The 25,170-nt window shown below is 54.4% G+C and carries 23 protein-coding genes and 2 pseudogenes; 17 read left to right on the top strand and 8 right to left on the bottom strand.

The features are described 5' to 3' along the window. Positions 1-24: 24 nt before the first annotated feature. The 7 genes from argR to acs form a co-directional block, all read right to left on the bottom strand. Complete coding sequence (gene argR, locus MKZ87_RS19635; protein WP_085709719.1) at positions 25-1,005, bottom strand: transcriptional regulator ArgR; 981 nt, start codon at positions 1,003-1,005, stop codon at positions 25-27. A gap of 257 nt (positions 1,006-1,262) precedes the next feature. Further along, a complete protein-coding gene (locus MKZ87_RS19630; protein WP_003227281.1) occupies positions 1,263-2,027 on the bottom strand; it encodes an ABC transporter ATP-binding protein in 765 nt (254 codons plus the stop codon). A gap of 23 nt (positions 2,028-2,050) precedes the next feature. Continuing rightward, positions 2,051-3,163 carry a succinylglutamate desuccinylase/aspartoacylase family protein gene (locus tag MKZ87_RS19625; protein WP_234205817.1) on the bottom strand — a complete coding sequence of 371 codons (1,113 nt, stop codon included), beginning with the start codon at positions 3,161-3,163 and terminating at the stop codon, positions 2,051-2,053. Between the two features lies 1 nt (position 3,164). After that, positions 3,165-3,863 carry an ABC transporter permease gene (locus tag MKZ87_RS19620; RefSeq protein WP_085697085.1) on the bottom strand — a complete coding sequence of 233 codons (699 nt, stop codon included), beginning with the start codon at positions 3,861-3,863 and terminating at the stop codon, positions 3,165-3,167. Further along, a complete protein-coding gene (locus MKZ87_RS19615; protein WP_007951063.1) occupies positions 3,860-4,549 on the bottom strand; it encodes an ABC transporter permease in 690 nt (229 codons plus the stop codon). The genes MKZ87_RS19620 and MKZ87_RS19615 overlap by 4 nt, the downstream gene beginning before the upstream one ends. A gap of 91 nt (positions 4,550-4,640) precedes the next feature. After that, positions 4,641-5,414, bottom strand: coding sequence for an ABC transporter substrate-binding protein (locus tag MKZ87_RS19610; RefSeq protein WP_234205819.1), 774 nt, complete (start codon positions 5,412-5,414; stop codon positions 4,641-4,643). Between the two features lie 693 nt (positions 5,415-6,107). After that, a complete protein-coding gene (gene acs / locus MKZ87_RS19605; protein ID WP_234205821.1) occupies positions 6,108-8,063 on the bottom strand; it encodes an acetate--CoA ligase in 1,956 nt (651 codons plus the stop codon). A 452-nt stretch (positions 8,064-8,515) separates the two neighbouring features. On the opposite strand from acs, the gene MKZ87_RS19600 reads away from it, so the two are divergent. The 13 genes and pseudogenes from MKZ87_RS19600 to MKZ87_RS19540 all read left to right on the top strand — a co-directional run bounded on the left by MKZ87_RS19600 (position 8,516) and on the right by MKZ87_RS19540 (position 20,493). Next, a complete protein-coding gene (locus MKZ87_RS19600) occupies positions 8,516-8,776 on the top strand; it encodes a DUF2790 domain-containing protein (RefSeq protein ID WP_085683611.1) in 261 nt (86 codons plus the stop codon). Positions 8,777-9,330: 554 nt separating this feature from the next. After that, positions 9,331-10,581 (top strand): ribonucleotide-diphosphate reductase subunit beta, encoded by a 1,251-nt coding sequence (locus MKZ87_RS19595; RefSeq protein WP_234205823.1) that lies wholly within the window; start codon positions 9,331-9,333, stop codon positions 10,579-10,581. A 172-nt stretch (positions 10,582-10,753) separates the two neighbouring features. Then, a complete protein-coding gene (gene dcm / locus MKZ87_RS19590; protein WP_323873474.1) occupies positions 10,754-12,013 on the top strand; it encodes a DNA (cytosine-5-)-methyltransferase in 1,260 nt (419 codons plus the stop codon). Positions 12,014-12,015: 2 nt separating this feature from the next. After that, positions 12,016-12,573, top strand: a complete 558-nt coding sequence (locus MKZ87_RS19585; protein WP_266201720.1) for a very short patch repair endonuclease — start codon at positions 12,016-12,018, stop codon at positions 12,571-12,573. Further along, positions 12,512-14,398 (top strand): DEAD/DEAH box helicase, encoded by a 1,887-nt coding sequence (locus MKZ87_RS19580; protein ID WP_234205825.1) that lies wholly within the window; start codon positions 12,512-12,514, stop codon positions 14,396-14,398. The genes MKZ87_RS19585 and MKZ87_RS19580 overlap by 62 nt, the downstream gene beginning before the upstream one ends. Positions 14,399-14,401: 3 nt before the next feature. Next, positions 14,402-14,830, top strand: coding sequence for an EcoRII N-terminal effector-binding domain-containing protein (locus MKZ87_RS19575; protein ID WP_234205827.1), 429 nt, complete (start codon positions 14,402-14,404; stop codon positions 14,828-14,830). A gap of 15 nt (positions 14,831-14,845) precedes the next feature. After that, positions 14,846-16,453, top strand: a complete 1,608-nt coding sequence (locus MKZ87_RS19570; RefSeq protein ID WP_234205829.1) for an ATP-binding protein — start codon at positions 14,846-14,848, stop codon at positions 16,451-16,453. Next, positions 16,453-17,298 (top strand): HNH endonuclease, encoded by an 846-nt coding sequence (locus MKZ87_RS19565; RefSeq protein ID WP_234205831.1) that lies wholly within the window; start codon positions 16,453-16,455, stop codon positions 17,296-17,298. The genes MKZ87_RS19570 and MKZ87_RS19565 overlap by 1 nt, the downstream gene beginning before the upstream one ends. A gap of 368 nt (positions 17,299-17,666) precedes the next feature. Further along, positions 17,667-18,176 carry a Bro-N domain-containing protein gene (locus tag MKZ87_RS19560; protein WP_234205833.1) on the top strand — a complete coding sequence of 170 codons (510 nt, stop codon included), beginning with the start codon at positions 17,667-17,669 and terminating at the stop codon, positions 18,174-18,176. Positions 18,177-18,347: 171 nt separating this feature from the next. Further along, the gene (locus MKZ87_RS19555; protein ID WP_234205836.1) at positions 18,348-19,334 is read left to right on the top strand and encodes a hypothetical protein; all 987 of its coding nucleotides are present in this window, start codon (positions 18,348-18,350) and stop codon (positions 19,332-19,334) included. Positions 19,335-19,399: 65 nt separating this feature from the next. Then, positions 19,400-19,810: pseudogene (locus MKZ87_RS19550) on the top strand (helix-turn-helix domain-containing protein); the annotation flags it as partial. Between the two features lie 93 nt (positions 19,811-19,903). After that, the gene (locus tag MKZ87_RS19545) at positions 19,904-20,221 is read left to right on the top strand and encodes a helix-turn-helix domain-containing protein (RefSeq protein ID WP_234205838.1); all 318 of its coding nucleotides are present in this window, start codon (positions 19,904-19,906) and stop codon (positions 20,219-20,221) included. A gap of 20 nt (positions 20,222-20,241) precedes the next feature. Then, entirely contained in the window at positions 20,242-20,493 is a 252-nt protein-coding gene (locus tag MKZ87_RS19540) for an XRE family transcriptional regulator (RefSeq protein ID WP_227233267.1), read from the top strand. 42 nt (positions 20,494-20,535) lie between these two features. On the opposite strand, the gene MKZ87_RS19535 is transcribed toward MKZ87_RS19540, so the two are convergent. Further along, positions 20,536-21,588 (bottom strand): MBL fold metallo-hydrolase, encoded by a 1,053-nt coding sequence (locus MKZ87_RS19535; RefSeq protein ID WP_266201718.1) that lies wholly within the window; start codon positions 21,586-21,588, stop codon positions 20,536-20,538. Positions 21,589-21,801: 213 nt separating this feature from the next. Here MKZ87_RS19535 and MKZ87_RS19530 point away from each other — a divergent pair, with 213 nt between their 5' ends. The 4 genes and pseudogenes from MKZ87_RS19530 (at position 21,802) to MKZ87_RS29115 (ending at position 25,105) form a co-directional block, all read left to right on the top strand. Further along, positions 21,802-22,410 carry a TetR/AcrR family transcriptional regulator gene (locus MKZ87_RS19530; RefSeq protein WP_266201717.1) on the top strand — a complete coding sequence of 203 codons (609 nt, stop codon included), beginning with the start codon at positions 21,802-21,804 and terminating at the stop codon, positions 22,408-22,410. 147 nt (positions 22,411-22,557) lie between these two features. Then, complete coding sequence (locus MKZ87_RS19525) at positions 22,558-23,610, top strand: diguanylate cyclase (RefSeq protein ID WP_085697234.1); 1,053 nt, start codon at positions 22,558-22,560, stop codon at positions 23,608-23,610. Positions 23,611-23,785: 175 nt separating this feature from the next. Continuing rightward, positions 23,786-24,559: pseudogene (locus MKZ87_RS29120) on the top strand (PAS domain-containing protein); the annotation flags it as partial. 87 nt (positions 24,560-24,646) lie between these two features. Further along, positions 24,647-25,105 (top strand): methyl-accepting chemotaxis protein, encoded by a 459-nt coding sequence (locus MKZ87_RS29115; RefSeq protein WP_416383554.1) that lies wholly within the window; start codon positions 24,647-24,649, stop codon positions 25,103-25,105. Positions 25,106-25,170 lie beyond the last annotated feature (65 nt).

Raw genomic sequence — 25,170 nt, 5'->3', positions numbered from 1 at the left:
TGCCATGGCTGTATCGGTTATGGATCAACCGCGCTCGGGCGGCACCGACGACAGTTCGAAAGGACTGCTGCTGCGCCGCTGGTTGCGGTCTTCCCGTGGCGTGGCGCCGAAGAAGTTGCGATAGGCGCTGGAGAAATGCGGCCCCGAAGAGAACCCACAGGACAGGCCGATCTGGATGATCGACTTGCTGGTCTGCATCAACATCTGCCGGGCCTTGTTCAGGCGCAGTTCCAGGTAGTACTGGCTCGGCACACGGTTGAGGTATTGCTTGAAGATCCGCTCCAGCTGACGGCGGGACACGCATACATGCTGGGCGATTTCGTCGGTGGTCAGCGGCTCCTCAATGTTGGCTTCCATCAGCAGCACCGCCTGGGTGAGCTTCGGATGGCTGGAGCCGAGACGGTTCTGCAATGGAATGCGCTGACGCTCGCCGCCCTCGCGGATGCGCTCGACCACCAGTTCTTCGGAGACCGCACCGGCCAGCTCCGCACCGTGGTCACGGGCCAGCACAGCCAGCAGCAAATCGAGCACCGACATGCCGCCGCACGCGGTCAGGCGATCGCGATCCCAGTCGAACAGATGGCTGGTAGCGATGACTTTCGGGAAGCGTTCGGCGAAATCGTCCTGCCAGCGCCAGTGCACCGCCGCGCGGTAACCATCGAGCAGACCCAGTTGCGCCAGCGGGTACACACCGGCCGACAGACCACCGATCACACAACCGGCGCGCACCAGTTGCTTGAGCGCGCTGCTGAGTGCCGGCGCCAACGTCGTCGGAGGCTCATCGGCGAGCAGGAACAGTTTCTGGAAGTTCTCGAGTTTGCCGGCCCAGGGTTCGCCGGGCAGTTGCCATTCACCTTCGGTCGGGGCTTCGGCCTGCAGGAATGACAACTCGTAAACCACGTCCGGATGCACACGCTGGGCGACACGCAAGGCCTCCTCTGCCAGCGCCAAAGTCAGAGCTTTAGTGCTGGGCCAAATCAGGAAACCAATTCGATGGGCAGTCATGGGCGGGCAATCCGAAGCGAAGAACGGTGATGAAGGCAAGGGCCAATGCTAGCCCAAAATGAACACAAATCTTGAAACTGGCGCGGATCCCTTGTGGGAGCGAGCTTGCTCCGGGCGGCGATCCGACGAAAGCGGTGTGTCAGCTGACATCACTGCTTCTGAACCGTCACATTCGCGAGCAAGCTCGCTCCCACAGAGGAATCTGGTCCGCCTTCAGATCGCGAAGCATGACCTAATTTGGTGCATAACGGGAGCGATTACTTGAGGCTGCCCGAGAGGAATTGTTGCAAACGTTCCGACTGCGGATTGACCAGCACTTCACGCGGGTTGCCGCTTTCTTCCACGACACCTTTGTGCAGGAACACCAACTGGTTCGACACTTCACGGGCGAAGCCCATTTCGTGGGTTACCACCACCATGGTCCGGCCTTCCTGAGCGAGGGCCTGCATGACTTTCAGCACGTCGCCGACCAGTTCCGGGTCGAGGGCCGAAGTCGGTTCGTCGAACAGCATCACTTCCGGCTCCATCGCCAGCGCACGGGCGATCGCCACACGCTGCTGCTCGCCACCGGACATGTGCCCCGGGAACGCGTCTTTACGATGGGCCACGCCGACCTTGTTCAGGTAGTGCTCGGCTTTCTCGCGGGCTTCGGCCTTGGACACGCCAAGGACGTGAACCGGCGCTTCCATGATGTTTTCCAGCGCGGTCATGTGCGACCACAGGTTGAAGTGCTGGAACACCATCGACAGGCGCGAACGCATGCGTTGCAGCTGTTTCGGGTCAGCGGCTTTCAGCGCGCCGTCCTTGTTGGCGACCAGTTTCAGCTCTTCGTTGTTGAGCAGGATCTTGCCCGCGTGCGGCTGCTCGAGCAGGTTGATGCAGCGCAGGAAAGTACTTTTGCCGGAGCCACTGGAGCCGATGATGCTGATCACATCGCCGGCGGCCGCTTTCAGGGAAACGCCCTTGAGCACTTCGTGACTGCCATAGCGTTTATGCAGGTCTTGGACTTCAAGTTTGTACATGCGGTCGGTTCTCACAAAAACAGTCAGTCGTTGAGCAAAGGGCCGTCGCGCAGCGCATCGCGCCCCGCCACTTTGGCCAGCCAGAAACCGGGTTGGGCGTAACGCAGCCGCTCAATGGCAAACAGCACCCCGGACGTACCAGCACACACCGTGCTGACCCGATCCGACAGCGGATCGATCACTTCGAAAATCTTGTCACCGGCTTCAACCCACTCGCCGGGCTTGCGCAGGAAACTCACCACGCCCGGATGCGGCGGCAGAAGCAATTCAGTGCCCTCGAACGGCATGCCTTCGCACGGTTCGTGCGCCGCGCCCGGCCACTCGCCCCGGATCAGGCCTTGCTCGGCAAGGAACGCCAGAATGCCTTCGGCCCAGGCTTCAGCCTGTGCAGGCGTGGTGTCAGCCTGACCGCCCAGTTCGACAGTCGTCGCCAGGCACGCCAGCGGAATCTGTGCATCCGGGAACAGACGCGACAGACGCAGCCACGGCAGCGAACAGGCTTCGTCGAACGAGCTGCCGCCGGAATCTTCCGCCAGCAGGCCGACTTTCACATCCAGGTGCGCAGCGAGCGAACGCCACTGCGGCCAGTGCTGCGGCAAGGCATACATGTGCAGCGCGGCTTCACAGTCGCAATGCAGGTCCAGCACCACATCGGCGGTGGCGGCGTGTTGCAGCAGGATGCGCTGCATGCCTTGCAACTGGCTGCTGGCCTCGGGCAATGCGGCCAGATGATCGGCCATCGCCTGACGGATCAGACGGATGTTGGCGTGCGGGTCATCACCGAGATGTCCTTCCAGCCTGGCGGCCACGGGGGCGCTGAGCTCGACGAAATCACGGTTGAAATTCTTGCCGCTGCCAGCCTCGAAACGGCCCTGATGATTGCCTTGCAGCAACTGGCCAAGACCCAGCGGGTTGGCCACCGGCACCAGCTCGATGACGCCGTTGAGCAGGCCCTTGGCTTCGAGTTCGCCGAGGCGTTTTTTCAGTTCCCAGGCGGTGCGCATGCCGGGCAGTTCGTCAGCGTGGAGGCTGGCCTGGATGTAGGCCTTGCGCTCGCCGCTGCCGAATCGAAATACCGAAATCCGGCGCTCGCTGCCCAAGTGGCTCCACGGCAGAACGTGGTCGATGCGTTCCATATCAGTGCTTCCTCGGGGCCAGGTAGCTCAGCCAGCGACGCTCGGCCAGCTTGAACAGGCGCACCAGAATGAAGGTCAGGCACAGGTAGAACACGCCGGCGGTGATGTACGCCTCGAACGGCAGGTAGAACTGCGCGTTGACGGTACGGGCCGCGCCGGTGATGTCGATCAGGGTCACGATGGACGCCAGACTGGTGGTCTGCAGCATCATGATCACTTCGTTGCTGTACTGCGGCAGCGCCCGGCGCAGGGCCGACGGCAACAGAATGCGCTTGTACATCTTGACCCGCGACATGCCCATGGCCTTGGCCGCTTCGATCTCACCGTTCGGCGTGGCCTTCAGGCTGCCGGCGATGATTTCAGCGGTGTAGGCGCTGGTATTGATCGCGAACGCCAGGCACGCACAGAACGTGGCGCTGGACAGCCACGGCCAGAGGAAGCTTTCACGCACCGCTTCGAACTGGGCCAGACCGTAGTAGATCAGGAACAGCTGAACCAGCATCGGCGTGCCGCGAATCACGTAGGTGTAGAGCCACGCCGCGCCGTTGACCACAGCGTTCTTGGATACCCGCATCAGCCCCAGCGGCAGCGCCGCGAGCAGACCGAAGAACAGCGACAGCGCGAGCAACTTGAGGGTGGTGACCAGACCGCCGAGGTACAGCGGCAGGGCCTCCCAAATGACGTTGTAGTCGAAGATCATAGATCAGCCGCCCTTACGCCTACCGAGTAGCGCTTCTCAAGGTGACGCAGCGCCAGCAACGAGACACTGGTGATCACCAGGTACATCGCCGCCACTGCGAGGAAGAAGGTAAAAGGCTCGCGGGTGGCGTCGGCCGCCTGCTTGGCCTTGAACATCATGTCTTGCAGACCGACCACGGAAATCAGCGCGGTGGCCTTGGTCAACACCAGCCAGTTGTTGGTGAAGCCCGGAATCGCCAGACGGATCATCTGCGGCACCAGCACCCGGAAGAACACCTGGAAGCTGCTCATGCCGTACGCCATGCCGGCTTCGGCCTGACCTTTGGGGATCGCCATGAACGCGCCGCGGAAGGTTTCCGACAGGTACGCACCAAAGATGAAACCGAGGGTGCCGATACCGGCGGCCAGCGGGTTCAGGTCGATGTAGTCGTCATAGCCGAGCATCGGCGCAACGCGGTTGAGCAGGTCCTGACCGCCGTAGAAGATCAGCAGGATCAGCACCAGGTCGGGAATCCCGCGAATCACCGTGGAATACAGATCGCCCAGCCACGCCAGCCAGCGCACCGGTGACAGGCGCAACGCGACGCCGATCAGCCCGAGAACGATGGCCAGGGCCATGGACGACAAGGCGAGCTGAAGCGTCAGCCAAGCGCCATCGAGGATGACAGCCCCGTAGCCTTTCAACATGATTCAGGTCCTCGAAAGTTGGGATGAAAAAATGGCGCAAACCGCAGAGATCCTGTTGCTTGCGCCATTTCGGACGGGTCGAGCGACGTCTTTACTTGCCGTAAATGTCGAAGTCGAAGTACTTGTCCTGGATTGCCTTGTACTTGCCGTTTTCGCGGATGGCCGCGATGGCAGTATTGATCTTGTCTTTCATGGCGTCGCCCTTGCGTACCGCGATGCCTACGCCGTCGCCGAAGTATTTGACGTCGGTGAACGCCGGGCCGACGAACGCGAAGCCTTTGCCGGCGTCGGTTTTCAGGAAGCCGTCATTCAACAGCGTAGCGTCCGCCACGGTGCCGTCGAGGCGGCCGGCGGCCACGTCGAGGTAGATTTCGTTCTGCGAGCCATACGGCTTGATCTCGGCACCCAGCGGGGCCAGGACTTCGCGGGCGAAACGCTCGTGGATCGAACCACGCTGCACGCCGATGTTCTTGCCCTTGAGCTCGGCCAGACCTTCGCTGACCTGAGTGCCTTCCTTCATCACAAGGCGAGCCGGGGTGTTGTAGTACTTGTTGGTGAAGTCCACGGACTTCTTGCGGTCTTCAGTGATCGACATGGACGACAGGATCGCGTCGATCTTGCGCACTTTCAGTGCCGGGATCAGACCGTCGAACTCTTGCTCGACCCACTGGCACTTGACCTTCATTTCTTCGCACAGTGCGTTGCCGATGTCGTAGTCGAAACCGACGATGCTGCCGTCCGGCGCTTTGGAGGCGAATGGAGGGTAAGCCGCTTCGATACCGATTTTCAGAGGCTTTTCATCGGCGAATGTCGGCAGGGACAGCACGGACAGTGCCAGGGCGCCAAGCAGCACAAGTTTCTTCATCTTGGGACTCCATCGGTAAAGGGCAAAAACGGCAGAGTGAGCGACAGCCCAATATGCGAATGGGTGTAACGAAATCGATTGCTGCGTGCGTGGGACAGTTCCAGTCAAAACCGCGAAGGCTTCAACGCAAGCCACGACGAGCGAGTGATCGGCATTCTAACGACAGGCCCGAAGCCGATATTTCTTCAATGCGACAACTAATTACAGATGCACCGAGAAACCCGCTTGAGCACATTGACAGCCCTGCAATTTCATGCAAGAGCGAAAGACAGTGAACCGATCTATGCTGCAAATTGCGGGCCTATTATTCGCAAACCCTTCTAATCCGGCAAGCGCGGGGATGCGTCTTATTTTTCACCGGGGGTTTTGAGGCTCTAAAACGGGGCGATGCGTTTCCGGACGCCCCGTTGCGGAGCGGGCGGTTACACATTCAGTTACTTGAACGCTGACGGGTAACAGTGGGAATGGGCTGACGGAGCAATTCGATAATTATTGGCCGAAGATTCCCCCCTAACTGATTGTTCCCACGCTCCGCGTGGTAACGCCTCCCTCGACGCTCTGCGTCCGCTCTTGGGGCGCAGAGCGTCCCGGGCTGCATTCCCACGCAGAGCGTGGGAACGATCGACTCCACAAATGAAAAAGCCCCGCCCGGCGCGATGCCGGGCGGGGCTTTTCAGCCTTCAGACCCGCCGCTTACGCGACGTTCATGGTCTTGTGCGTATCGATCAGGTGTTGCACCACACCCGGATCGGCCAAGGTGGAAATATCACCCAACCCTTCGTACTCGGCCGTGGCGATCTTGCGCAGAATGCGGCGCATGATCTTGCCCGAACGGGTCTTCGGCAGCCCCGGCGCCCACTGGATCACGTCCGGCGAAGCAATCGGACCGATCTCCTTGCGCACCCAGTTCTTCAGTTCCAGACGCAGCTGCTCACTCGGCTCTTCGCCGTTTTTCAGGGTGACGTAGACATAAATGCCCTGCCCCTTGATGTCGTGCGGCACACCGACCACCGCCGCTTCGGCGACTTTCGGGTGAGCGACCATCGCGCTTTCGATCTCGGCGGTGCCCATGCGGTGGCCGGACACGTTGAGCACGTCGTCCACGCGACCGGTGATCCAGTAGTAACCGTCGGCATCGCGACGGGCGCCGTCACCGGTGAAGTACATGCCACGGAAGGTCTTGAAGTAGGTGTCGACGAAACGGTCATGATCGCCATACAGCGTGCGCGCCTGACCTGGCCACGAATCGAGAATCACCAGATTGCCTTCGGCCTCGCCCTCGATGATGTTGCCGAGGTTGTCCACCAGCGCCGGCACCACACCGAAGAACGGACGTGCTGCAGAACCCGGCTTCATTGCATGAGCGCCCGGCAGCGGGCTCATCATGTTGCCGCCGGTTTCGGTCTGCCACCAGGTATCGACGATCGGGCAACGGGACTTGCCGACGTTCTTGTAGTACCAGTCCCAGGCTTCCGGGTTGATCGGCTCGCCCACCGAACCCAGCAGACGCAGGCTGCTGCCGTCCGCGCCTTCAACAGCGGCGGTGCCGGAGGCCATCATCGCGCGGATCGCGGTCGGCGCGGTGTAGAGGATGTTGACCTTGTGCTTGTCGACGATCTTCGCCACCCGGGTGATGTCCGGATAGTTCGGCACGCCTTCGAACAACAGTGTGGTCGCGCCGTTGGCCAGCGGGCCGTAGACGATGTAGGAGTGACCGGTGACCCAGCCCACGTCGGCGGTGCACCAGTAGATTTCGCCCGGACGGTAGTCGAACACGCGCTCGTGGGTCATGGCCGCGTACAACAGATAGCCGCCAGTGGTGTGCTGAACGCCCTTCGGCTTGCCGGTGGAACCGGAGGTGTAAAGGATGAACAGCGCTTCTTCGGCGCCCATCTCTTTCGGCGCGCAGACAGTGCCCGCCACTTTCATCAGGTCTTCGTACCAGATGTCGCGATGCTGGTTCCACTTGATGTCGCCACCGGTGCGCTTGCACACGATGACTTTCTGGATGCTGTTGGTTTCCGGGTTGGTCAGGGCGTCGTCGACGTTGGCCTTGAGGGAAATCTTCTTGCCGGCACGGATGCCTTCGTCAGCGGTGATCACCACTTTCGAACGGCAGTCGATGATGCGACCCGCCAGGGCTTCCGGCGAGAAACCGCCGAACACCACCGAGTGAATCGCACCGATCCGGGTGCAGGCCAGCATGGCGACCACGGCTTCGGGAATCATCGGCATATAAATGGTCACCACGTCGCCGCGGTGTACGTCCTGGCCACGCAGGGCGTTGGCGAACTTGCACACTTGTTCGTGCAGTTCGCGGTAGGTGATGTTGCGGCTTTCGGAAGGATCGTCGCCTTCCCAGATGATGGCGACCTGATCGCCGCGCTCGGCCAGATGACGGTCGAGGCAATTGTAGGAAACGTTCAGGGTGCCGTCGGCAAACCATTTGATGTCGACATGGTGATCGTCGAACGAAGTCTGTTTCACCGTGGTGAAAGGCTTGATCCAGTCGAGGCGCTTGGCTTGTTCGCGCCAGAAGCCGTCAGGGTTGACGACCGACTGCTGGTACATGGCTTTGTAGGTCGCCTCGTCGGTCAGCGTATTGGCCAGAACCTCGGGACGAACGGGATACAGGGAAGCCGCACTCATCTTTCCTACCTCGGTGTAATAGTTGTTTTTGTATGACCCTGTTGTAGCCGGGGCGCCCGTATAGAACCATTCGACGATGGTAGTAACAAGCCCCTACAAAACATCCAGAAATGCCCGGAACACCCCTGAAGCAAATGACGCAACCCTTGTGGGAGCTGGCTTGCGAGCGATTCTGGCGACCCGGTTTCCCGAGAAAGCCGCAGCGGTGGTCACACGATATCCAGCGATTGTTACCAAATCTGCCAAAGGTGTTTATCAAAACCGGGTCTGTTTACCCCTACTCCGCCTCCCTAAAATTCACCTCGCCGACAAGGCAAAGCGATTAACAAGGTTACAGCCCCCACGAAGGCCGTTAATCCAGTTCTGAAGTAACAAAGCAAATCGATGAAGTTCCACACGCAACCCCAAAAAGGTTGCGTGACCCCACTCGACCTCAAGAAGGTAAATTTCAAATGAAAGCTTTATTGGTTCTGGCCCTCAGCAGTCTGTGCGCAACCGCCATGGCAGACGAGGTTCCGACTGATGTCGCACAGCAACAACCCGCCATCGAGGAATACACTTACTCCACTCACCTGGACATCGCCAAAGTTGTTTCCATGAGCGAAGTTCCAAATGTCTGCGAAGTAGTACCGATGAAAATGGAGTACGACGACTCCAAGGGTCAGCGTCACATCCTGCGTTACAGCATCATGGGCAACGGCTGCACCAATTGATGTTTTGAGACTGCACCGAATCGGATCGCTCAGCGCAACATCGAGGGTCGATTCCAGCCCGGCTTCGGTCGGGCTCAGTTGTGTTTGAAGCGGCGCAAAAGGCTTGCAAAACACAAGATATAGTGAAAAACACGGTTTTTTGCTCGTTTTTTGAGCAATCAATCACACGCCAAAAAATTAATGAAAAAAAATTCTCCGGGGCCAATCCCGGCGAAAGCCCTGTAAACCCTCGCTCCGAACGAAATCACCTTCCCGCTCGACCACCCTGCGCTGTTTCGCCCTCCCCCACGCGGTTGTTTTTTTCCCTATAATGCCGCCCCATCGGGTCAGCAATATTCCCTTACAGGGATCAAAGCCATTCTGAAGCCCCGCAGCAGCGTCAACGCTGACTCGCGCCCGTCAGAGGCTCTCGGAAACCCGAAAAAATTTTCTGTTTATTGCCTGCGTAGCACCGCTGCAAAAAACGACATCCAACGCGGCCTGTACGGCCGTGTGAAAAACCAACCCATCAGTTTTCACACGGGTACAGGCCCTCACGCAGGAGACGACACGTCATGCTGAGCTGGGACGAATTCGACAAAGAAGACAGTGAAGAAGCAGTAGTGAAAGGCGCCAACGCCGGCCACGCTAGCGAAGCCAACATGGACCGCCTCGACAGCGCCGGCGGTGCCGCCGCCCTCGAAGCCCGTGCCGTGACCGCCGAAGACTCGGCCGCCGTGGCCCGCGCCAAGGCTGCACTGGATTCCCTCGACATCGCCGAAGGCCTCGCCGAACTCGAAGGCTCCGCCGCCCGTGTCGCCGTTGACGAAAAGCGCATGATCAACTGCCGCGCCGACCTCAACCAGCTCGTGCCATTCAAGTACGACTGGGCCTGGCAGAAATACCTGGACGGCTGCGCAAACCACTGGATGCCGCAAGAAGTCAACATGACCGCCGACATCGCCCTCTGGAAAAACCCGGAAGGCCTGACCGACGACGAGCGCCGCATCGTGATGCGCAACCTCGGCTTCTTCTCCACCGCCGACTCCCTGGTTGCCAACAACCTGGCCCTGGCCGTGTACCGCCTGATCACCAACCCGGAATGCCGCCAGTACATCCTGCGCCAGGCCTTCGAAGAGGCGATCCACACCCACGCCTACCAGTACTGCATCGAATCGCTGGGCATGGATGAAGGCGAGATCTTCAACATGTACCACGAGATCCCGTCTGTCGCGAAAAAAGCCGCCTGGGGCCTGAAATACACCCGCGCCATCTCCGACCCGGAATTCAACACCGGCACCGTAGAGACCGACAAAGAACTGCTGCGCAACCTGATCGCCTACTACTGCGTGCTGGAAGGCATCTTCTTCTACTGCGGCTTCACCCAGATCCTCTCCATGGGCCGCCGCAACAAAATGACCGGCGTCGCCGAGCAGTTCCAATACATCCTGCGCGACGAATCCATGCACCTGAACTTCGGCATCGACGTGATCAACCAGATCAAAATCGAAAACCCACACCTGTGGGATGCTGAAATGAAGGAAGAAGCTTCGCAGATGATCCTGCAAGGCACCCAGCTGGAAATCGAATACGCCCGCGACACCATGCCTCGCGGTGTGTTGGGTATGAACGCTGCGATGATGGAGGACTATCTGAAGTTCATCGCTAACCGTCGTCTGTCGCAGATCGGTTTGAAGGAAGAGTACCCAGGGACGACTAACCCGTTCCCTTGGATGAGCGAGATCATGGACTTGAAGAAAGAGAAGAATTTCTTTGAGACTCGGGTTATTGAGTATCAGACTGGTGGGGCGTTGAGCTGGGATTGATTCCCTGAAACGCTAGCAAAACCGAAAATGAGGCTGCCAATAGGCGGCCTTTTTCACGATAGCGTCATCAATTTTCCACCCATACCACTGAATAATCGCAAGCATCAAAATCCTCGCGAATGGGAAAGCCATAGGTCATAATGTCCCACAAAATTCCCGCCGAGCTTTTCGTATGCCGTCCGCTCAATCACTCGAACTTCTAAAACAAGCAAGAAGTCGATACACCCAACGTGAGATCGCCGAACACGTTGGCAAGGATGCAAAGACTATCCGCAGATGGGAAAAGGGAGAGTCTCCATGCCCCGTCATGCTTGAACCAGCGCTGAAATCACTACTAACGCACCCTGAAACCAAGGAAGTCATGAGTTCTCAACCGAAATTTAAGTTTATTGACCTTTTCGCCGGAATCGGTGGAATTCGGATGGGCTTTGAGGCACATGGTGGTGAATGCGTATTTACGAGCGAGTGGAATACGTACTCAAAAAAAACATACATTGAAAATTATGGCAACAACCATCTATTTGTTGGCGACATAACTCCATTCCCCAGCAACGATATTCCCGACCATGACATTCTTTTAGGTGGCTTCCCATGCCAACCTTTTTCCCTTGCAGGTGTCAGTAAAAAAAATTCGCTGGGACGCCCGCACGGGTTTGAATGTACAACCCAAGGGACTCTTTTTTTTGATGTGGCGCGAATTATCGAAGCAAAAAGGCCGAAAGCATTTCTTTTAGAAAACGTCAAAAATTTAGTATCACATGACAAAGGAAATACTTTTAGGGAAATTATAAGAACGCTCAAAGACGAGCTTGGTTACGAAGTCCATTACAAAGTAATAGACGGACAGCACTTTACACCTCAGCATCGCGAGCGAATTATAATTATTGGATTTAGGGAAAGTACAAATTTCACTTGGGATGAATTATGTCTTCCTCCAACCCCTTACCGTCTTTCGAGCATTTTACATAAAGATGATGGTAGCGAACCAATGCTGCCTTGGGACGGCGACAAATACTTTGACCATAGTCGTTGGGCAGTGCAGGAAAAGTATACTCTGACCCCAAAATTGTGGAATTACTTACAAGCATATAAGTTGAAGCATAGCGCCGCAGGAAATGGCTTTGGTTTCGGCCTAGCATACCCTGACAGCATCACCAGGACGTTGTCGGCTAGATATCATAAGGACGGCTCGGAAATATTGGTATACCAAGGCACTCTTAAAAACCCAAGGAGATTAACTCCCCGGGAGTGCGCGAGACTTATGGGATTTCCAGATACTTTCAGAATTCCAGTAAGTGATACACAAGCATATCGCCAATTTGGTAATAGTGTAGTGATGCCTGTAATTAAAGAGGTAGCTAGAATTATGCTCCCCTATCTAGAAGGTCATACTCAAACCGTAGAAAAAAAATCGGACCTTTTGCACGCTTAACTATGGATATCGTTTCCCCCTCAACTCGAAGCCGGATGATGTCCGGCATTAGAGCCAAGAATACAAAACCGGAGCTAACAATTCGCAGGTCCCTTCATAAACTTGGGTTCAGATATAAGCTTCATGAAAAAAAACTGCCTGGAAAACCTGATCTAGTTTTACCAAAGTACAATGTAGTCATATTCGTCCATGGTTGTTTCTGGCATGGTCACAACTGTCCATTATTCAAGTGGCCCAAAACGCGTCCAGAATTCTGGCAAAAAAAAATAGGTCGAAATAGAGAAAACGACCACCTCACAGAAAAAAAACTGCTAGACATTGGTTGGAGAGTTTGTAAAGTATGGGAGTGTGCCATCAGAGGTAATGGCACCACCGTAAGCAACGTAATTGTGGAGCTGAGTCGATGGATAAGGGGAGGTTCATCCAATCTCGAAATTTCGCGAGCAAGCTTTACTACTGAAAAAGTTTCCAACACTCCAAAAAATGAAGGTCTTCAGGATGAAGAAAACACAATGGATACGGCAAGAGAATCAAATAGCCCTTCGCCTTCCATGCGGTGAAACTGTAGAACCTACCGCGCTGGAAATTTTCCAGATTGTGTTCCAAGGCATCACTCACTACAAAAGTTACGAAGTAGAAAACCCGAAACTTCATCTGCCGGATGTCACCTTTTCAAAAATACCAGCAGAAGTGACACTTTGCATTAGTTCTGAATCAAACATTATAAAGTCTGAGCTTGGTGTGAGCTCCACATCCGAGTTTATTGCGATTTCGACAGACTCTGATCAAGCGATCATAAATTCCACATGGCATCCAATTCATAAAAGCCAGTTCCACACCGCGCTAGCCTGGCTAAGTTCAAAGAATATAAATATAAACTCAGGGCTAAATATTGCTTCACTTATAGATATACGCATCTCTGAAGATCAACCTTTCAAGGTAATTGATACAGTTTCAGAAAAGGATTTCACACCGACCTATGATGGCGCCCATGCAATTGCAATAGACGGCTTAAATGCCAAACTGTATGAATATCAAGCCATCGGAGTTCTGCACCTTCAGAAAAACTCACAGCAGGGTGTTGGGTGTGTACTAGCTGATGAAATGGGGCTGGGGAAAACCTTACAAATCATTGCCCTATTGCAGCAAGAAAAAAACTCCTTGCGAGGTCCATCACTAATTATTGCTCCTGCAACACTAATAGAGAATTGGGCAAGAGAAATCACTCAATTTGCTCCGAATCTTGAAATACAAAAGCACATTGGATCGGATCGTGCAGGAATAACAAAAAAGCTAGGGTTATGTGACATCACGATTACCTCCTACGAAACTGCAATAAAAGATGAAATTCTACTCGCATCAATAAACTGGAATATCATCACCCTGGACGAAGCGCAAAATATAAAGAACCCTCATGCGCAACGAACCTTAGCTATCAAGCGCCTGCCCTGCCGCGTCCCTATTGCAGTTACTGGCACTCCCTTCGAAAACAAACTAGAAGATTTGTGGTCAATCTGCGATTTTGTTTTACCGGGCTTATTAGGTGATCTAGATCAGTTCAACATTCGCTTTTCTGACTCTGCTTACGGCGCAGAAAACATTGCTCCCATCATTGCGCCTTTAATATTGCGGCGAATGGTTTCTGAAGTCGCCGATGATTTACCTAACAAAATCGATATCCCCCAAGCGCTGCCAATGAGCACTCTCTTGGCAAATAAATACGAAGTTATAAGAACTGAGATCTTAGCTGAGTATGGAGCTGCTGCAGGGCTGGTAGCAACATCGAAGCTTAGAATGTTTTGCGCAAATCCATCAATGCATCCAGATTGGTTAGTTGAACCAATTCAAGAAACCCCAAAATATATTAGACTCATTGAAATCCTGTCAGAGATTTTTTCGAGAAATGAAAAAGCACTGATATTTTCAACTTATCAATCAGTAGCCGATTTGTTTATTGAAAATCTACCAAAAAACTTTCCAACTAATTTTTTTAGAAAAATTGACGGTAGGACTCTTGTCATGGAAAGACAGCTAATCGTCGATGAGTTTTTTAATTTTGAGGGAACTGGTGCACTGTTTCTTAACCCAAAAGCGGCTGGTTCTGGATTAAATATTACTGCGGCTAATCACGTCATACATTTCAATCCAGAATGGAATCCAGCACTAACAGCTCAGGCTTCAGCTAGGGCCTATCGACGAAAGCAAAAAAAACCAGTCACAATACATCATCTTTATTATGCAGACACTGTTGAAGAAGTTATCAGAAATACCTCACTATCGAAACAAACCCTTGCTGGACAAGCTGTGACGGGCCATCAAGGAGAAATAGAACCGATTGTAATCGCTGACGCCTTAAATATTTCCCCAATAAACTCTAAGAATTAAATTATGACTAGAGAAGCAAGAAAGAAGCTAAGCCCAAACGATGCGGGAAAAACAGGAACGCATCAAGCCGGCATCCTGGTTCCCAAAAAAAGTGAAATCCTAACTTTTTTCCCAACTCTTGAAAGGGGAACCAAAAACCCGCGTCAAACGATTGTAATGTTTGAAGAACAAGACAACACTAGGTGGGAGTTCTGCTACATACACTACAACAACAAACTTTTTGGCGGCACTCGAAACGAATATAGATTAACAGGCATGACCAACTACCTACGCTCTACGAACGCAAACGTAGGTGACATAATTTCCTTCTCAAAAAATGATGATCTCTCTTACAAAATAAAAATTATCCGATCCCGCACTTCAAATAATGACAACGCAACATGCGACACGCTGATACTTACCAGCGGCTGGACAATCATCAACTGCAAGTGATAAATGGACATCATCATGAATGACAATCTTTTTACTGTAGCACCCGATGTAGCTCGTATCAGTGAAGGATTAAGAGATACAGGGTACGATTTTAACACTGCTATTGCTGACATCATCGACAACTCCATTGCAGCGGAAGCCAATCTCGTCGATGTGCGAATCGTAGTTGACTTTACCGGAAATATAATTATTTCCGTAGGTGACGATGGTAACGGCATGGATAGGCCTGCTTTAATGGACGCTATGAAATATGGTTCCCCCAAACGTCCAAGTGCTAAAAGTTTGGGGAAATTTGGGCTAGGACTTAAAACCGCATCAACTGCATTCTGCAGACGTTTATCCGTGGTCTCAAAGTTTACAGCCGATGTAGATCCTCTTCGGGCAACCTGGGACTTAGATGTGATGGCGGCCCGGAATAGCTGGGATTTGGAAATAACATCACCATCCGATAGTGAGCTCGAATTACTGAATATAACCGCAAAAAACAATCACGGCACAGTGGTAATCTGGGAAAGCGTAGACCGAATACTCAATGGCTATAAAGACCCCACTGCCCCCCCTCTAAAAAAGGCAGTACTACGCTTAGTAAAAAATTTGCAGGAACATATAGCCCTTGTTTACCAACGCTTTCTTGATCCCAACGATGATCGTGAGCGAACAGTAAACATTCGAGTAAATGATGAAGTGGTAGAGGCTTGGGATCCATTCTGCATTGCTGAAACTAAAGAACCCGTTGCTTTTGTTACTCAAGATCTAGTTCTTCCTGACGGAACGAAAACAAACTTTATTATTAAAGCCTTTATCTTACCCCGAAAAGAAGAATTCAGTAGTGAGGAAGCAAAAGTTGCTGCGCGGGTTTCCAATGAAAGACAAGGCGTTTACGTTTACAGAGAAAACCGACTAATCCATGGTCCTGATTGGATGGGAATGTTCAAACAGGAACCGCATTATTCTCTAATGCGAGTTGAGTTATCATTCGACCATACGTTAGATACCGCATTTCAAGTTGATATAAAAAAGTCTCGTATAAATCTAAATTCAGATCTTTATGAATGGCTCCGTGATAAAATCCTTGCAGCTCCTCGAAGAGAAGCGGAAATACGTTATCGCCGAGGTGTAGCAAGCACTGCAACGGGCACCGCTGCACTCCTCCATGCTTCCTCAAGCAATGTGATAAACCAAAAATCAGCAGGACTCACAAAGGCAGAAGTTAACATCGTTGATGCTGGCACCGGCGAGGTAACTGTCAATAACAAGTCCGGCACGACAACCGCGACGATGAAAATCGTCGACTCTACGGATACTGGTTCGATACACATTACTACTGCACCTACTCTAGAGCATGGTGCATTGTGGGAACCTAGTATTGGCAGGGGGTCTGCTGCAGCAGTGTCGCTTAACACTGGACATCCTTTTTACTCTAAGGCCTATCTACCGAATAAAGAGAACAGTCCAGTAATACAGGCATTAGACTATCTATTATGGGCTCTCGCCCAAGCAGAACTTAACAATGTAAATAACGCAAACAAAGACGCATTCGAAGAGTTTCGAATCGAAGTATCCAGAAATCTCAAAAAGCTTGTAGCAGACTTACCTGACGCAGTAGATGGAGATATTGCTTAATGGCAGCACTCGACATCAAAGTATTATGCCGCCGTCTTGAAGGTAGGTTTGGCATACGCCTTACAACTGGAGAAAAGACTATCGATGGCGGTCAATTTGATGTCATAAGACCTTCCGACTTAGATGATGGAAATAGCTTCTGCATTATTGTTTCAAGAACACACCGACAAATCGAAGCGTGCTTTTCCGCAGACAATTTCTCTGGAGCTATGCTCCGGAGAATGTCGGAGGCTGACAGCGAATCAAAAATTCAATTTGATCGAATTCGTACCACTCAGGAAAACCTTCAAATATACGTAGCAACAGACGGCAATTTTACCGAATCATTAGCTGAAAACAATAAATCATGGCAAAAGCTTGATATCGATGTATGCCAAAGGCTCTCTACCTCTGAAACGAATACAGACTCCATACTCGCTCACGCTTTAAATGTCACTACTTGCTGCCTATCTTTAACCTTATCATTACTAACATTAGAGGACGCGGAAAGCTCTGACCACTTAATAAATAAAGGATATCCAGAAGGTTCAATAACGCGCATTGAGGTTAACAAATACGAAAGAAACCCTTCAAATAGAGCTGCATGCATTTCTTACTACGGTACAGCATGCCAAGCATGTGAGTTCGATTTTTCCACTTTCTACGGAGAAATTGGCGAGGGTTACATTCAAGTTCATCATTTGACTCCAGTTTCAAAACTCGGGAAAGATTACATCATCAATCCCGTTGTAGACTTAGTACCCTTATGCAGCAATTGCCATTCGATGATTCACCGAAAAGATCCACCTCTATCCTTAAACGAATTAAAGCAACTTGTAAAAAAGCGCACAAAAATTCAAACTTAGATACACTTCTTGACTAAACTTTAATCTTGACCTAACGCACATCATGAATATACTTACGGGCGACGCCTAAGAAACGTCTGTACCAGAGCGGCCCTCCGCACCCGACAGTCATGCGGCTTTTTTTCGTCTGCGGTTTCTCTACGCCTGCGAAAAGTCCCGTTATGTCGGGAGTGGGCGAATACAAGACCCGAAAGGGGAATATGTCCGGCCCGTCTCTGGTGGGTTTCTTAGCTCCCGACACCCTTAACGAATGCCCTAAGAAAGCAGCCAGAGGTAAATGGAAATGCCTGACTACTCAGCCTTCATGATGAAGGCGAATCGCTGTACCCGCCGTTTGAATCCCGTGCTCCCGACTCGGGAGGCGCGCCATGTCTGAACCATTTCTTCCGACTCGTTTTACCCGCAACAAAACCCACCTGCATGCTCTTCTGGTGGAGAACCAGGCATGGTTCTGCGTCCATGAACTGGGGCGGTTGATGGGCAAATATCTGGATGAGCGACAGCTACGCAAACTCGATGCCGATCAGCGGCAGATGATGTACGTGGAGATCTACGGCGAGCCCGGAGAACATCTGATGGTGAGCGAGTCAGGCGTGTATGCACTGCTGATCTATCACTACTGTCCCGAATATCGGCAGCTTCGTGAATGGGTGACGCATCAGGTTGTGCCTGCGCTGCGAGATGCCCGTCCGACGCGCTCGGTTGAGCGTCCGATACTGAGTGTTTTGAGTTGGCCCAAGATGTCGTTGAGCACGCTGCACTGGCAGGATGAGCCGTGGATTCGGTTGCGGGATATGCCGTGTTTGCTGGCGGAGGATCCGTTCAATCGGCAGGAATCCTGGTGGCGTAAAGCTTCACGAATGCTGCGTAGTTACTGACATCAAAAAACCGCTGCTTGAGTTTTCAAGCAGCGGTTTTTTATGGCCCGGAGTTCTTAGAAGGACAATCGTCAGCAGACTGGTTCTGCATCATTCTGAAAACAATCAGTGCAACCCACCCCACCACCCGCTATTAATACCCCTCCCCCACTCAAGGACCCGAGCCCCACCATGAAATTCGACCTCGCCTACTGCCTCAGCCTCGACGACAAGTTGTCGATCTATGACGTTCGCGATCTCAATTTCGATGAGACGGTGGCGTTCGATTCTGCGAAAGAACACTTCCAGTGCCCCAACGACGCCTGTCGTGCGGCGTTCGATGCGTCCAACGAGTTGGGTACGTTCAACGCCAAGAACGTGAATTACGTGCGTACGCCGCACTTCAAGAATCTGCCCGGTACGCAGCATGTGGCGGGTTGTCCGTATGTGAGTTTGAAGACTTCGGCGTCGGGGGGTGAGGCGGCGGATGGGGAAACGGATGACGGGCGTGAGGAACATTTCCCGTCGGAGTTGTTGCTGACGCGTCGTGAGTATGTGCGCAAGCCTGCCGCGCCAGCGGGGGCGGCGGATGTGTTGCGGGATGATCCGGTGCGGGTGGCGACTTCCCCCTCAAAAGAGTCGCCGAGTCGTGAGACGGCACCGGACAAGACCAGTGTCTTCGCTCACCCCGTGGAGTGTTTTGTGTCGAACTTCGCGGACAAGGATTTGCTCAAGCGCATGCCGTTGAAGATTGGCGAGCATACGGCGCCGTACAGTTCGTTCTTCAAGAAGATCGAGTACTTGATGGACAACAAGGGGCTGATTTACTGGGGCCGGATCAAGAAGATCGAGGACTTTCACAGCGCCAGTTTCCGGATCGATTTCGAGGACAAAGTCTGGTTCAAGAAGCCGGATGACAGCAAGAAGAAACCTTATCCGGTCAGTGTCTATCTGAACAAAAAGCTGATCGACAACTACCGCAAGCGCAAGGCGTTTCTGGAAGAGATCAAGCACGCGATCGACAGTGATAAGGAGTTGTTCTGCTTCTTCTATGGCGTGACGCCGGAGTTGAAGCAGGTGCCGGGCAAGAAGAACCCCGAAAAGCCTTTCGAGGTCTTCAATGCCAATATCGAGAACCTGGATCACTTCATCATTCGTGAAGCGCCGGGTTTGGCGTGATGGTTAGCCCTGGGGCAGTTGCAGTTTGACGGCGCCGGGGTTTGATCAGGGAGTACAGCCAGACGTATGACCTGAGCGGGCGCGACGGTTCGCTGATCGATTTGTTGCTGCATGAATTGCTACGCAGTGCGCCGTTGCCGCTGCATATCCCGCTGCCGCCTGACGGAAGACTGCTCGAACTGTGTCAGACCTTTCTGCATCAGCCGAATGCCCACCAATCACCCCAGCATTGGGCCGATCAGCTGCACGTAAGCTTACGCACCTTCAACAGACTGTTTCGTCAGCAGACCGGCCTGAGTTTCAGCCAATGGCGCCAGCGCGCCTGCGTGGTATTGGCACTGGCACGGCTGGCGGCCGGTGAAGCGGTGACGCGAATTGCCCTGGATTTCGGCTATGACAGCCCGGCGGCGTTCTCGACGATGTTCCGCCGGATCCTCGGTCAGGCACCGTCCGTCTGGTTGGAGGCGGCGAACTAGGGCAAATCAAAAAATGCGTTTGATCCCGGCCGAAAACAACTGTACAAAAACACAGTACATTTTCCATCAGCACTCTCGAGCCCGGAGCACACCATGGCCTCTTCTGCGATGAACCTCATCCTCGAACGTATTGCCCTTTTCCAGTTCACCCCGACCCATTGCGCCCAGGCCCGAGAGATATTGGGCTGGAGCGTGGAACAACTGTCGCGGGAAGCCGGGGTTTCGGTTGACGACATTCAGCGGTTCGAAGCGCAGCAGGACATTGCGGATGCGGCGCGGCTGGCGTTGACGTATCGGTTCGAGGCGCAGGGGCTGGTGTTCTTTCCGGGGTTTGCGCCGGGGCGTTCGACAAGCATCAAAGGGACCACGGCCGAGTCGGTGGAACGTGGGAATTATGCGATGGCAGACTGAAGACTCAGGACTTGATCGAAATGGAAGAAAGCACAGGTAACGTTTATCAAGACCTAGGCGTTGGTGATGCATACGAGATGCAGACCAAGGCAGAAGCGGTGATGAAGTTGGCTGCACTGATGGAAACTGCGCAGATGAGCGGAATTGAAGCGGCGGAGAAACTTGAGATATCGCTGGAGAAACTAGAGGGCATGCTCCGAGGACGATTCCGCGATATACCATCCGCCACAATTTCAAAGTACCTGAATCAGATTTCGGTAAAAGAAGCCTGAAAGAGCGGTTCGCTCCGAGGGGGAGCGAGCCCGAAAAACTCGTCAGGCCCCTTGAACCACCGCCTCACTCTCCCCTTCAACCTCCAACCACCACGCATTCCCGCGTTGCGGTTGTGCCAGGTTGAACGCCTCGCCCATTAGAGGGGTGGTAATGGAAACACTGCGCTCCCAGGCCAGCGCCAGAATGCGATCAAACGGTTCATGCCAGGCATGCATCGCCAGATCGAACGTGCCGTTGTGGATCGGGAATAACCAGCGGCCCTTGAGGTCGATGTGGGCTTGCAGGGTTTCTTCCGGTTGCATGTGCACGTGGGGCCATTCGACGTTGTAGGCGCCGGTTTCCATCAGGGTCAGGTCAAACGGGCCGTACTGTTCGCCGATGCGTTTGAAGCCGTCGAAGTAGCCGCTGTCACCGCTGAAGAAAATCCGTGTGTCGCCGTGGATGATCACCCAGGAAGCCCACAGGGTCTGGTTGCCATCGAACAGACCGCGACCGGAAAAATGCTGCGACGGGGTGGCGATGAAGCGGATGCCGGCGACTTCGGTGCCCTGCCACCAGTCGAACTGGTGGATCTTGTCGGCATCGATGCCCCATTTGATCAGGGTGTCGCCGACGCCCAGCGGGGTCAGGAAGACGTTGACCTTGTCGGCCAGTTTCAACACCGCTTCGTAGTCGAGGTGGTCGTAGTGGTTGTGCGACAGGATCACCGCTTCGATCGGCGGCAATTCGTCGATGCTGATCGGTGGTTGGTGAAAGCGTTTCGGCCCGGCCCATTGCACCGGCGAGGCACGCTCGGCGAACACCGGGTCGGTGATCCAGAATTTGTCTTGCAGTTTGAGCAGCAGGGTCGAGTGACCGAGGCGATAAACGCTGTGGTTGGGCGCCGCGATCAGGTCCGCGCGGGTCAGTGGCTGCACCGGAATGGCCGCGGCCGGCCGGCTGTTGCGCGGTTTGTGGAAGATCATGTTCCACATGATTCGTAGCATCTTGCGCACACCTTCACGCTGCACCGGCGCATGGTTGCGGAATACGCCTTCGGCTTGACGCGAAGGTTCAGGAGTTTGACTGCCCGCAGAAGCAATGGATTTGGCCATGACTGAATGACTCCGGAAACACCGCGCAATTCACGGATTCCCACGGTGGGACGATAATGGCCAAGGCACGCACGCATCAGCCGGACATCTGGTTTTAGGTTGCACCGATTAACGCAGCATTACACTGACCGGTGTACTTTCTAGGTTGCATCAATCCTGGTGACAAGTAAACTGCCGAGTGTAATTTCACTCTTTTCCTGCCGAATCGAATTTATGACAGCCCCCCAGCGCCTCACCGACCGTAAACGCGAAGCCATCATCCAGGCCGCGATCACCGAATTCCGTACCAACGGTTTCGAGGTCACCAGCATGGACAAGATTGCGGCCACTGCCGGGGTGTCGAAGCGCACGGTGTACAACCATTTCCCCAGCAAGGAAGAGCTGTTCGCCGAAATTCTCAACCAGTTGTGGGCACGGATCAGCACCGAGCAAGCCGTGTCGTACCAGCCCGACCAGCCATTGCGCGATCAATTGCGAACGATGCTGCTGGCCAAACTGCAGACGATGGCAGACGACAACTTCATGAACCTGGCCCGGGTCGCCATCGCCGCCGCGATCCACTCCCCCGAGCGCGCGCAAAACATGGTGGCGCGTATGGGCGAACGTGAGGAAAGCGTGACCGTGTGGATTCGTGCCGCCCAGGCCGACTGTCGGTTGAAACCGGTTGATCCGGAGTTCGCCGCGCATCAGGTGCAGGGGTTGTTGAAGGCGTTTGCATTCTGGCCGCAGATCTCCATGGGCCAGCCCTCACTCGACAGCACCACGCAAAATGCCGTGGTCGACTCTGCACTCGATATGTTTCTGGCCTGTTATCAGCTCTAGACAAGGACCTGCGCCACGGTAAATGGCTCATAAGGACACTGAATTTTCCCGCTGGAATAAATGACAATGTCTGCCTTTGGCCGATGAACGGTCTGTCTGAAGAATGACACTGCAAAGTGTTTCAGAATGAATCTGGCGCAGAACATCATGGAAAACCAACGCGGCAAAGGCTTGTCATTCGCCAAGCGCATTTACTTGCCACGGGCCATCGGGTTGGGCATCGGTTTTTTCAGTGTCGGTGCCGCGCTGTATCCGTTGAACATACCGGGATGGCTCTGGGCGCTGTTGCTGTTCAACGGTTTTCTCTGGCCTCACGTGGCCTATCAATGGTCGACCCGCTCGGCTTTCCCCTATCGCGCCGAACGCCGCAACCTGCTTTATGACTCGGTTTGCGGCGGCTTCTGGACCGCGTGCTTCCAGTTCAATCCGCTGACCACAGTAACCATTCTGTCGATGATGACCATGAACAACGTGGCCGCCGGCGGCCAGCGCCTGTTCCTGCTCGGCGCCCTCGCTCAGGTGATCGGCGTGCTGCTGGGCTGGTCGGTGTTCGGCGTCCATTTCACCCTGACGGCCACGCCGATTCAGGTTTGGGCCTGCCTGCCAATGCTGACCCTTTATCCGTTGGCGCTGGGCATGGTCTGTTACCGGTTGGCGATCAAACTCGCCGAACACAAACGCACCCTGAGCGCCCGAAGCCGCACCGACAGCCTGACCGGCCTGCTCAACCACGGCGCCTGGAAAGACCTGCTGCATCTCAAGTTCCAGCAGTGCCGACAACACAATTCCCAAGCCATTCTGGCGCTGATCGACATCGATCATTTCAAGTCGATCAACGACAGTTACGGGCACATCGTCGGCGATGCGGTGCTGCGGCAATTGAGTCGCGAGCTGAAATTCGTGCTCGACGAAAGCGAACTGGCCGGGCGTTACGGCGGCGATGAATTCTGCGTGATATTGCCCAACCTGCCACTGAACAAGGCCGAAGCACTCATGGAGCAATTGCGTCAGGGAATGGATCGTTATCGCCACCCCGACGTGGCCGAACTGCGCGTCAGCCTGAGCATCGGCCTCGCCCGCTATCAGACCTTATACGCCGACGCCCTTGAGTGGTTCGACGATGCCGACAAGGCGCTATACACCGCCAAGCACGCGGGACGTAACACGATCAGCGTAGCGTTGAGCCGATCCGGCGCCTGAAAAAACTTGTACAAAATTGAAAAAAATCGATTTCTTGTACAAGTTTATAAAGTTTTGTATAAGTGAACCCGCCAGCCTGGATGCTGGCACACTGCTGCCAGCCATCGACATGTCTGGCTGACTGACGCGGAAACAGGGAACCCACTATCAGCCCTATTTCCAGAGTGCCTCCAGCATGTTTTTCAATCGCCACAAGACCGTCCTCGCCGATCTCCAAAACACCATTACCGAACAGTCCAGTCTGCTGGAAGCGATCAACCGCTCCATGGCGGTGATCGAATTCGATCTCGACGGTGTCGTGCTCAGTGCCAACGACAATTTCCTGAAAACCATGGGCTACACGGCTGAACAGGCGATCGGCCAGCCCCATCGCCGCTTCTGCCCGCCAGCGTTTGCCAATGGCCATCAATACACCGAGTTGTGGTCGCGATTGAAAAGCGGCCAGTTTCAGTCCGGCACCTTTGAACGAATCGACAGCCAAGGCCGACCGATCTGGCTCGAGGCCAGCTACAACCCGATCAAGGATGCCTCGGGCCGGGTAGTGAAAGTGGTCAAATACGCCATGGACGTCACCACCAAAGTCCAGCAGGAAAGTGAAGCCAACGCCAAGTTGCAGGCCATCGATCGCGCCATGGCGGTGATCGAATTCGATCTCGACGGCAATATCCTCACTGCCAATCAGAATTTTCTGACGCGCATGGGTTACACACTCGCCGAGCTGAAGGGCAAGCATCATCGGCTGTTCTGCCCGGCGGATCTGGTCAACAGCAGCGACTATCAGGACTTCTGGCGCCGGTTGAACCAGGGCGAATTGTTTCAGGGGCAGTTCGAACGCATCGACAAACGCGGCCAGACCGTGTGGCTGGAAGCCAACTACAACCCGGTCTACGACGCCGCCGGCCGCTTGTGCAAAGTCGTAAAATTCGCGTCCGACGTAACCGCCCGGGTCGAGCAGCATGAGCAGGATGCACGCAGCGCCAGTGCCGCTTATCACATCTCCGTCGCCACCCGAAAAGTCGCCGAGCAAGGCACGCAAGTGATCCAGCAAGCGGCCAGTGAAATGCGCGAAATCGCCGACGACATTGCCGAGTCATCCACACTGATTGCGCAACTGGGCGAGCGCTCCGAACAGATCACCGCCATCGTCAACACCATCCGCGCAATTGCCGACCAGACCAACCTTTTGGCCCTGAACGCCGCCATCGAAGCCGCCCGTGCGGGCGAGCAGGGTCGCGGCTTTGCGGTGGTGGCCGATGAAGTGCGGCAGTTGGCGGCGCGCACCAGCGGCTCGACGGCAGAGATTTCCAATATGATCGGCCTGATCCAGAGTGAAACCCGTCAGGCGATCAAGAGCATGGACGGCACCCGGGGTCGCGCAGCGCAGGGTGTCGAACTGGCGGATCAGGCCGGCACGGTAATCCTGCAGATTCGTGACGGCGCCAGCGAGGCGGTGGAAGCCGTAAGCATGTTCGCCAATGAGCGGGCGCGAGGATGAAATCCGCCACCATCGGCTAGCCCGCGGCGCTGGCATCTCTTTCGGGAGCCGGTTGCCAGCGCTGA

Source organism: Pseudomonas sp. MCal1, assembly GCF_026341415.1.
Classification (GTDB): domain Bacteria; phylum Pseudomonadota; class Gammaproteobacteria; order Pseudomonadales; family Pseudomonadaceae; genus Aquipseudomonas.
The sequence above is the reverse complement of the archived record's forward strand: the minus strand, read 5'-3'. Positions and strand labels throughout refer to the sequence as shown.

Coding starts and splice junctions, on each gene's coding strand:
- MKZ87_RS19525 (WP_085697234.1), top strand. CDS start 22,558: ATGGAAAACCAACGCGGCAAAGGCTTGTCATTCGCCAAGCGCATTTAC.
- MKZ87_RS19600 (WP_085683611.1), top strand. CDS start 8,516: ATGAAAGCTTTATTGGTTCTGGCCCTCAGCAGTCTGTGCGCAACCGCC.
- MKZ87_RS19560 (WP_234205833.1), top strand. CDS start 17,667: ATGTCTGAACCATTTCTTCCGACTCGTTTTACCCGCAACAAAACCCAC.
- MKZ87_RS19625 (WP_234205817.1), bottom strand. CDS start 3,163: ATGGAACGCATCGACCACGTTCTGCCGTGGAGCCACTTGGGCAGCGAG.
- MKZ87_RS19570 (WP_234205829.1), top strand. CDS start 14,846: ATGAATGACAATCTTTTTACTGTAGCACCCGATGTAGCTCGTATCAGT.
- MKZ87_RS19540 (WP_227233267.1), top strand. CDS start 20,242: ATGGAAGAAAGCACAGGTAACGTTTATCAAGACCTAGGCGTTGGTGAT.
- acs (WP_234205821.1), bottom strand. CDS start 8,063: ATGAGTGCGGCTTCCCTGTATCCCGTTCGTCCCGAGGTTCTGGCCAAT.
- MKZ87_RS19595 (WP_234205823.1), top strand. CDS start 9,331: ATGCTGAGCTGGGACGAATTCGACAAAGAAGACAGTGAAGAAGCAGTA.
- MKZ87_RS19535 (WP_266201718.1), bottom strand. CDS start 21,588: ATGGCCAAATCCATTGCTTCTGCGGGCAGTCAAACTCCTGAACCTTCG.
- MKZ87_RS19630 (WP_003227281.1), bottom strand. CDS start 2,027: ATGTACAAACTTGAAGTCCAAGACCTGCATAAACGCTATGGCAGTCAC.
- MKZ87_RS19530 (WP_266201717.1), top strand. CDS start 21,802: ATGACAGCCCCCCAGCGCCTCACCGACCGTAAACGCGAAGCCATCATC.
- dcm (WP_323873474.1), top strand. CDS start 10,754: ATGCCGTCCGCTCAATCACTCGAACTTCTAAAACAAGCAAGAAGTCGA.
- MKZ87_RS19545 (WP_234205838.1), top strand. CDS start 19,904: ATGGCCTCTTCTGCGATGAACCTCATCCTCGAACGTATTGCCCTTTTC.
- MKZ87_RS19555 (WP_234205836.1), top strand. CDS start 18,348: ATGAAATTCGACCTCGCCTACTGCCTCAGCCTCGACGACAAGTTGTCG.
- argR (WP_085709719.1), bottom strand. CDS start 1,005: ATGACTGCCCATCGAATTGGTTTCCTGATTTGGCCCAGCACTAAAGCT.
- MKZ87_RS19575 (WP_234205827.1), top strand. CDS start 14,402: ATGACTAGAGAAGCAAGAAAGAAGCTAAGCCCAAACGATGCGGGAAAA.
- MKZ87_RS19620 (WP_085697085.1), bottom strand. CDS start 3,863: ATGATCTTCGACTACAACGTCATTTGGGAGGCCCTGCCGCTGTACCTC.
- MKZ87_RS19565 (WP_234205831.1), top strand. CDS start 16,453: ATGGCAGCACTCGACATCAAAGTATTATGCCGCCGTCTTGAAGGTAGG.
- MKZ87_RS19610 (WP_234205819.1), bottom strand. CDS start 5,414: ATGAAGAAACTTGTGCTGCTTGGCGCCCTGGCACTGTCCGTGCTGTCC.
- MKZ87_RS19580 (WP_234205825.1), top strand. CDS start 12,512: ATGAAGAAAACACAATGGATACGGCAAGAGAATCAAATAGCCCTTCGC.
- MKZ87_RS19615 (WP_007951063.1), bottom strand. CDS start 4,549: ATGTTGAAAGGCTACGGGGCTGTCATCCTCGATGGCGCTTGGCTGACG.
- MKZ87_RS19585 (WP_266201720.1), top strand. CDS start 12,016: ATGGATATCGTTTCCCCCTCAACTCGAAGCCGGATGATGTCCGGCATT.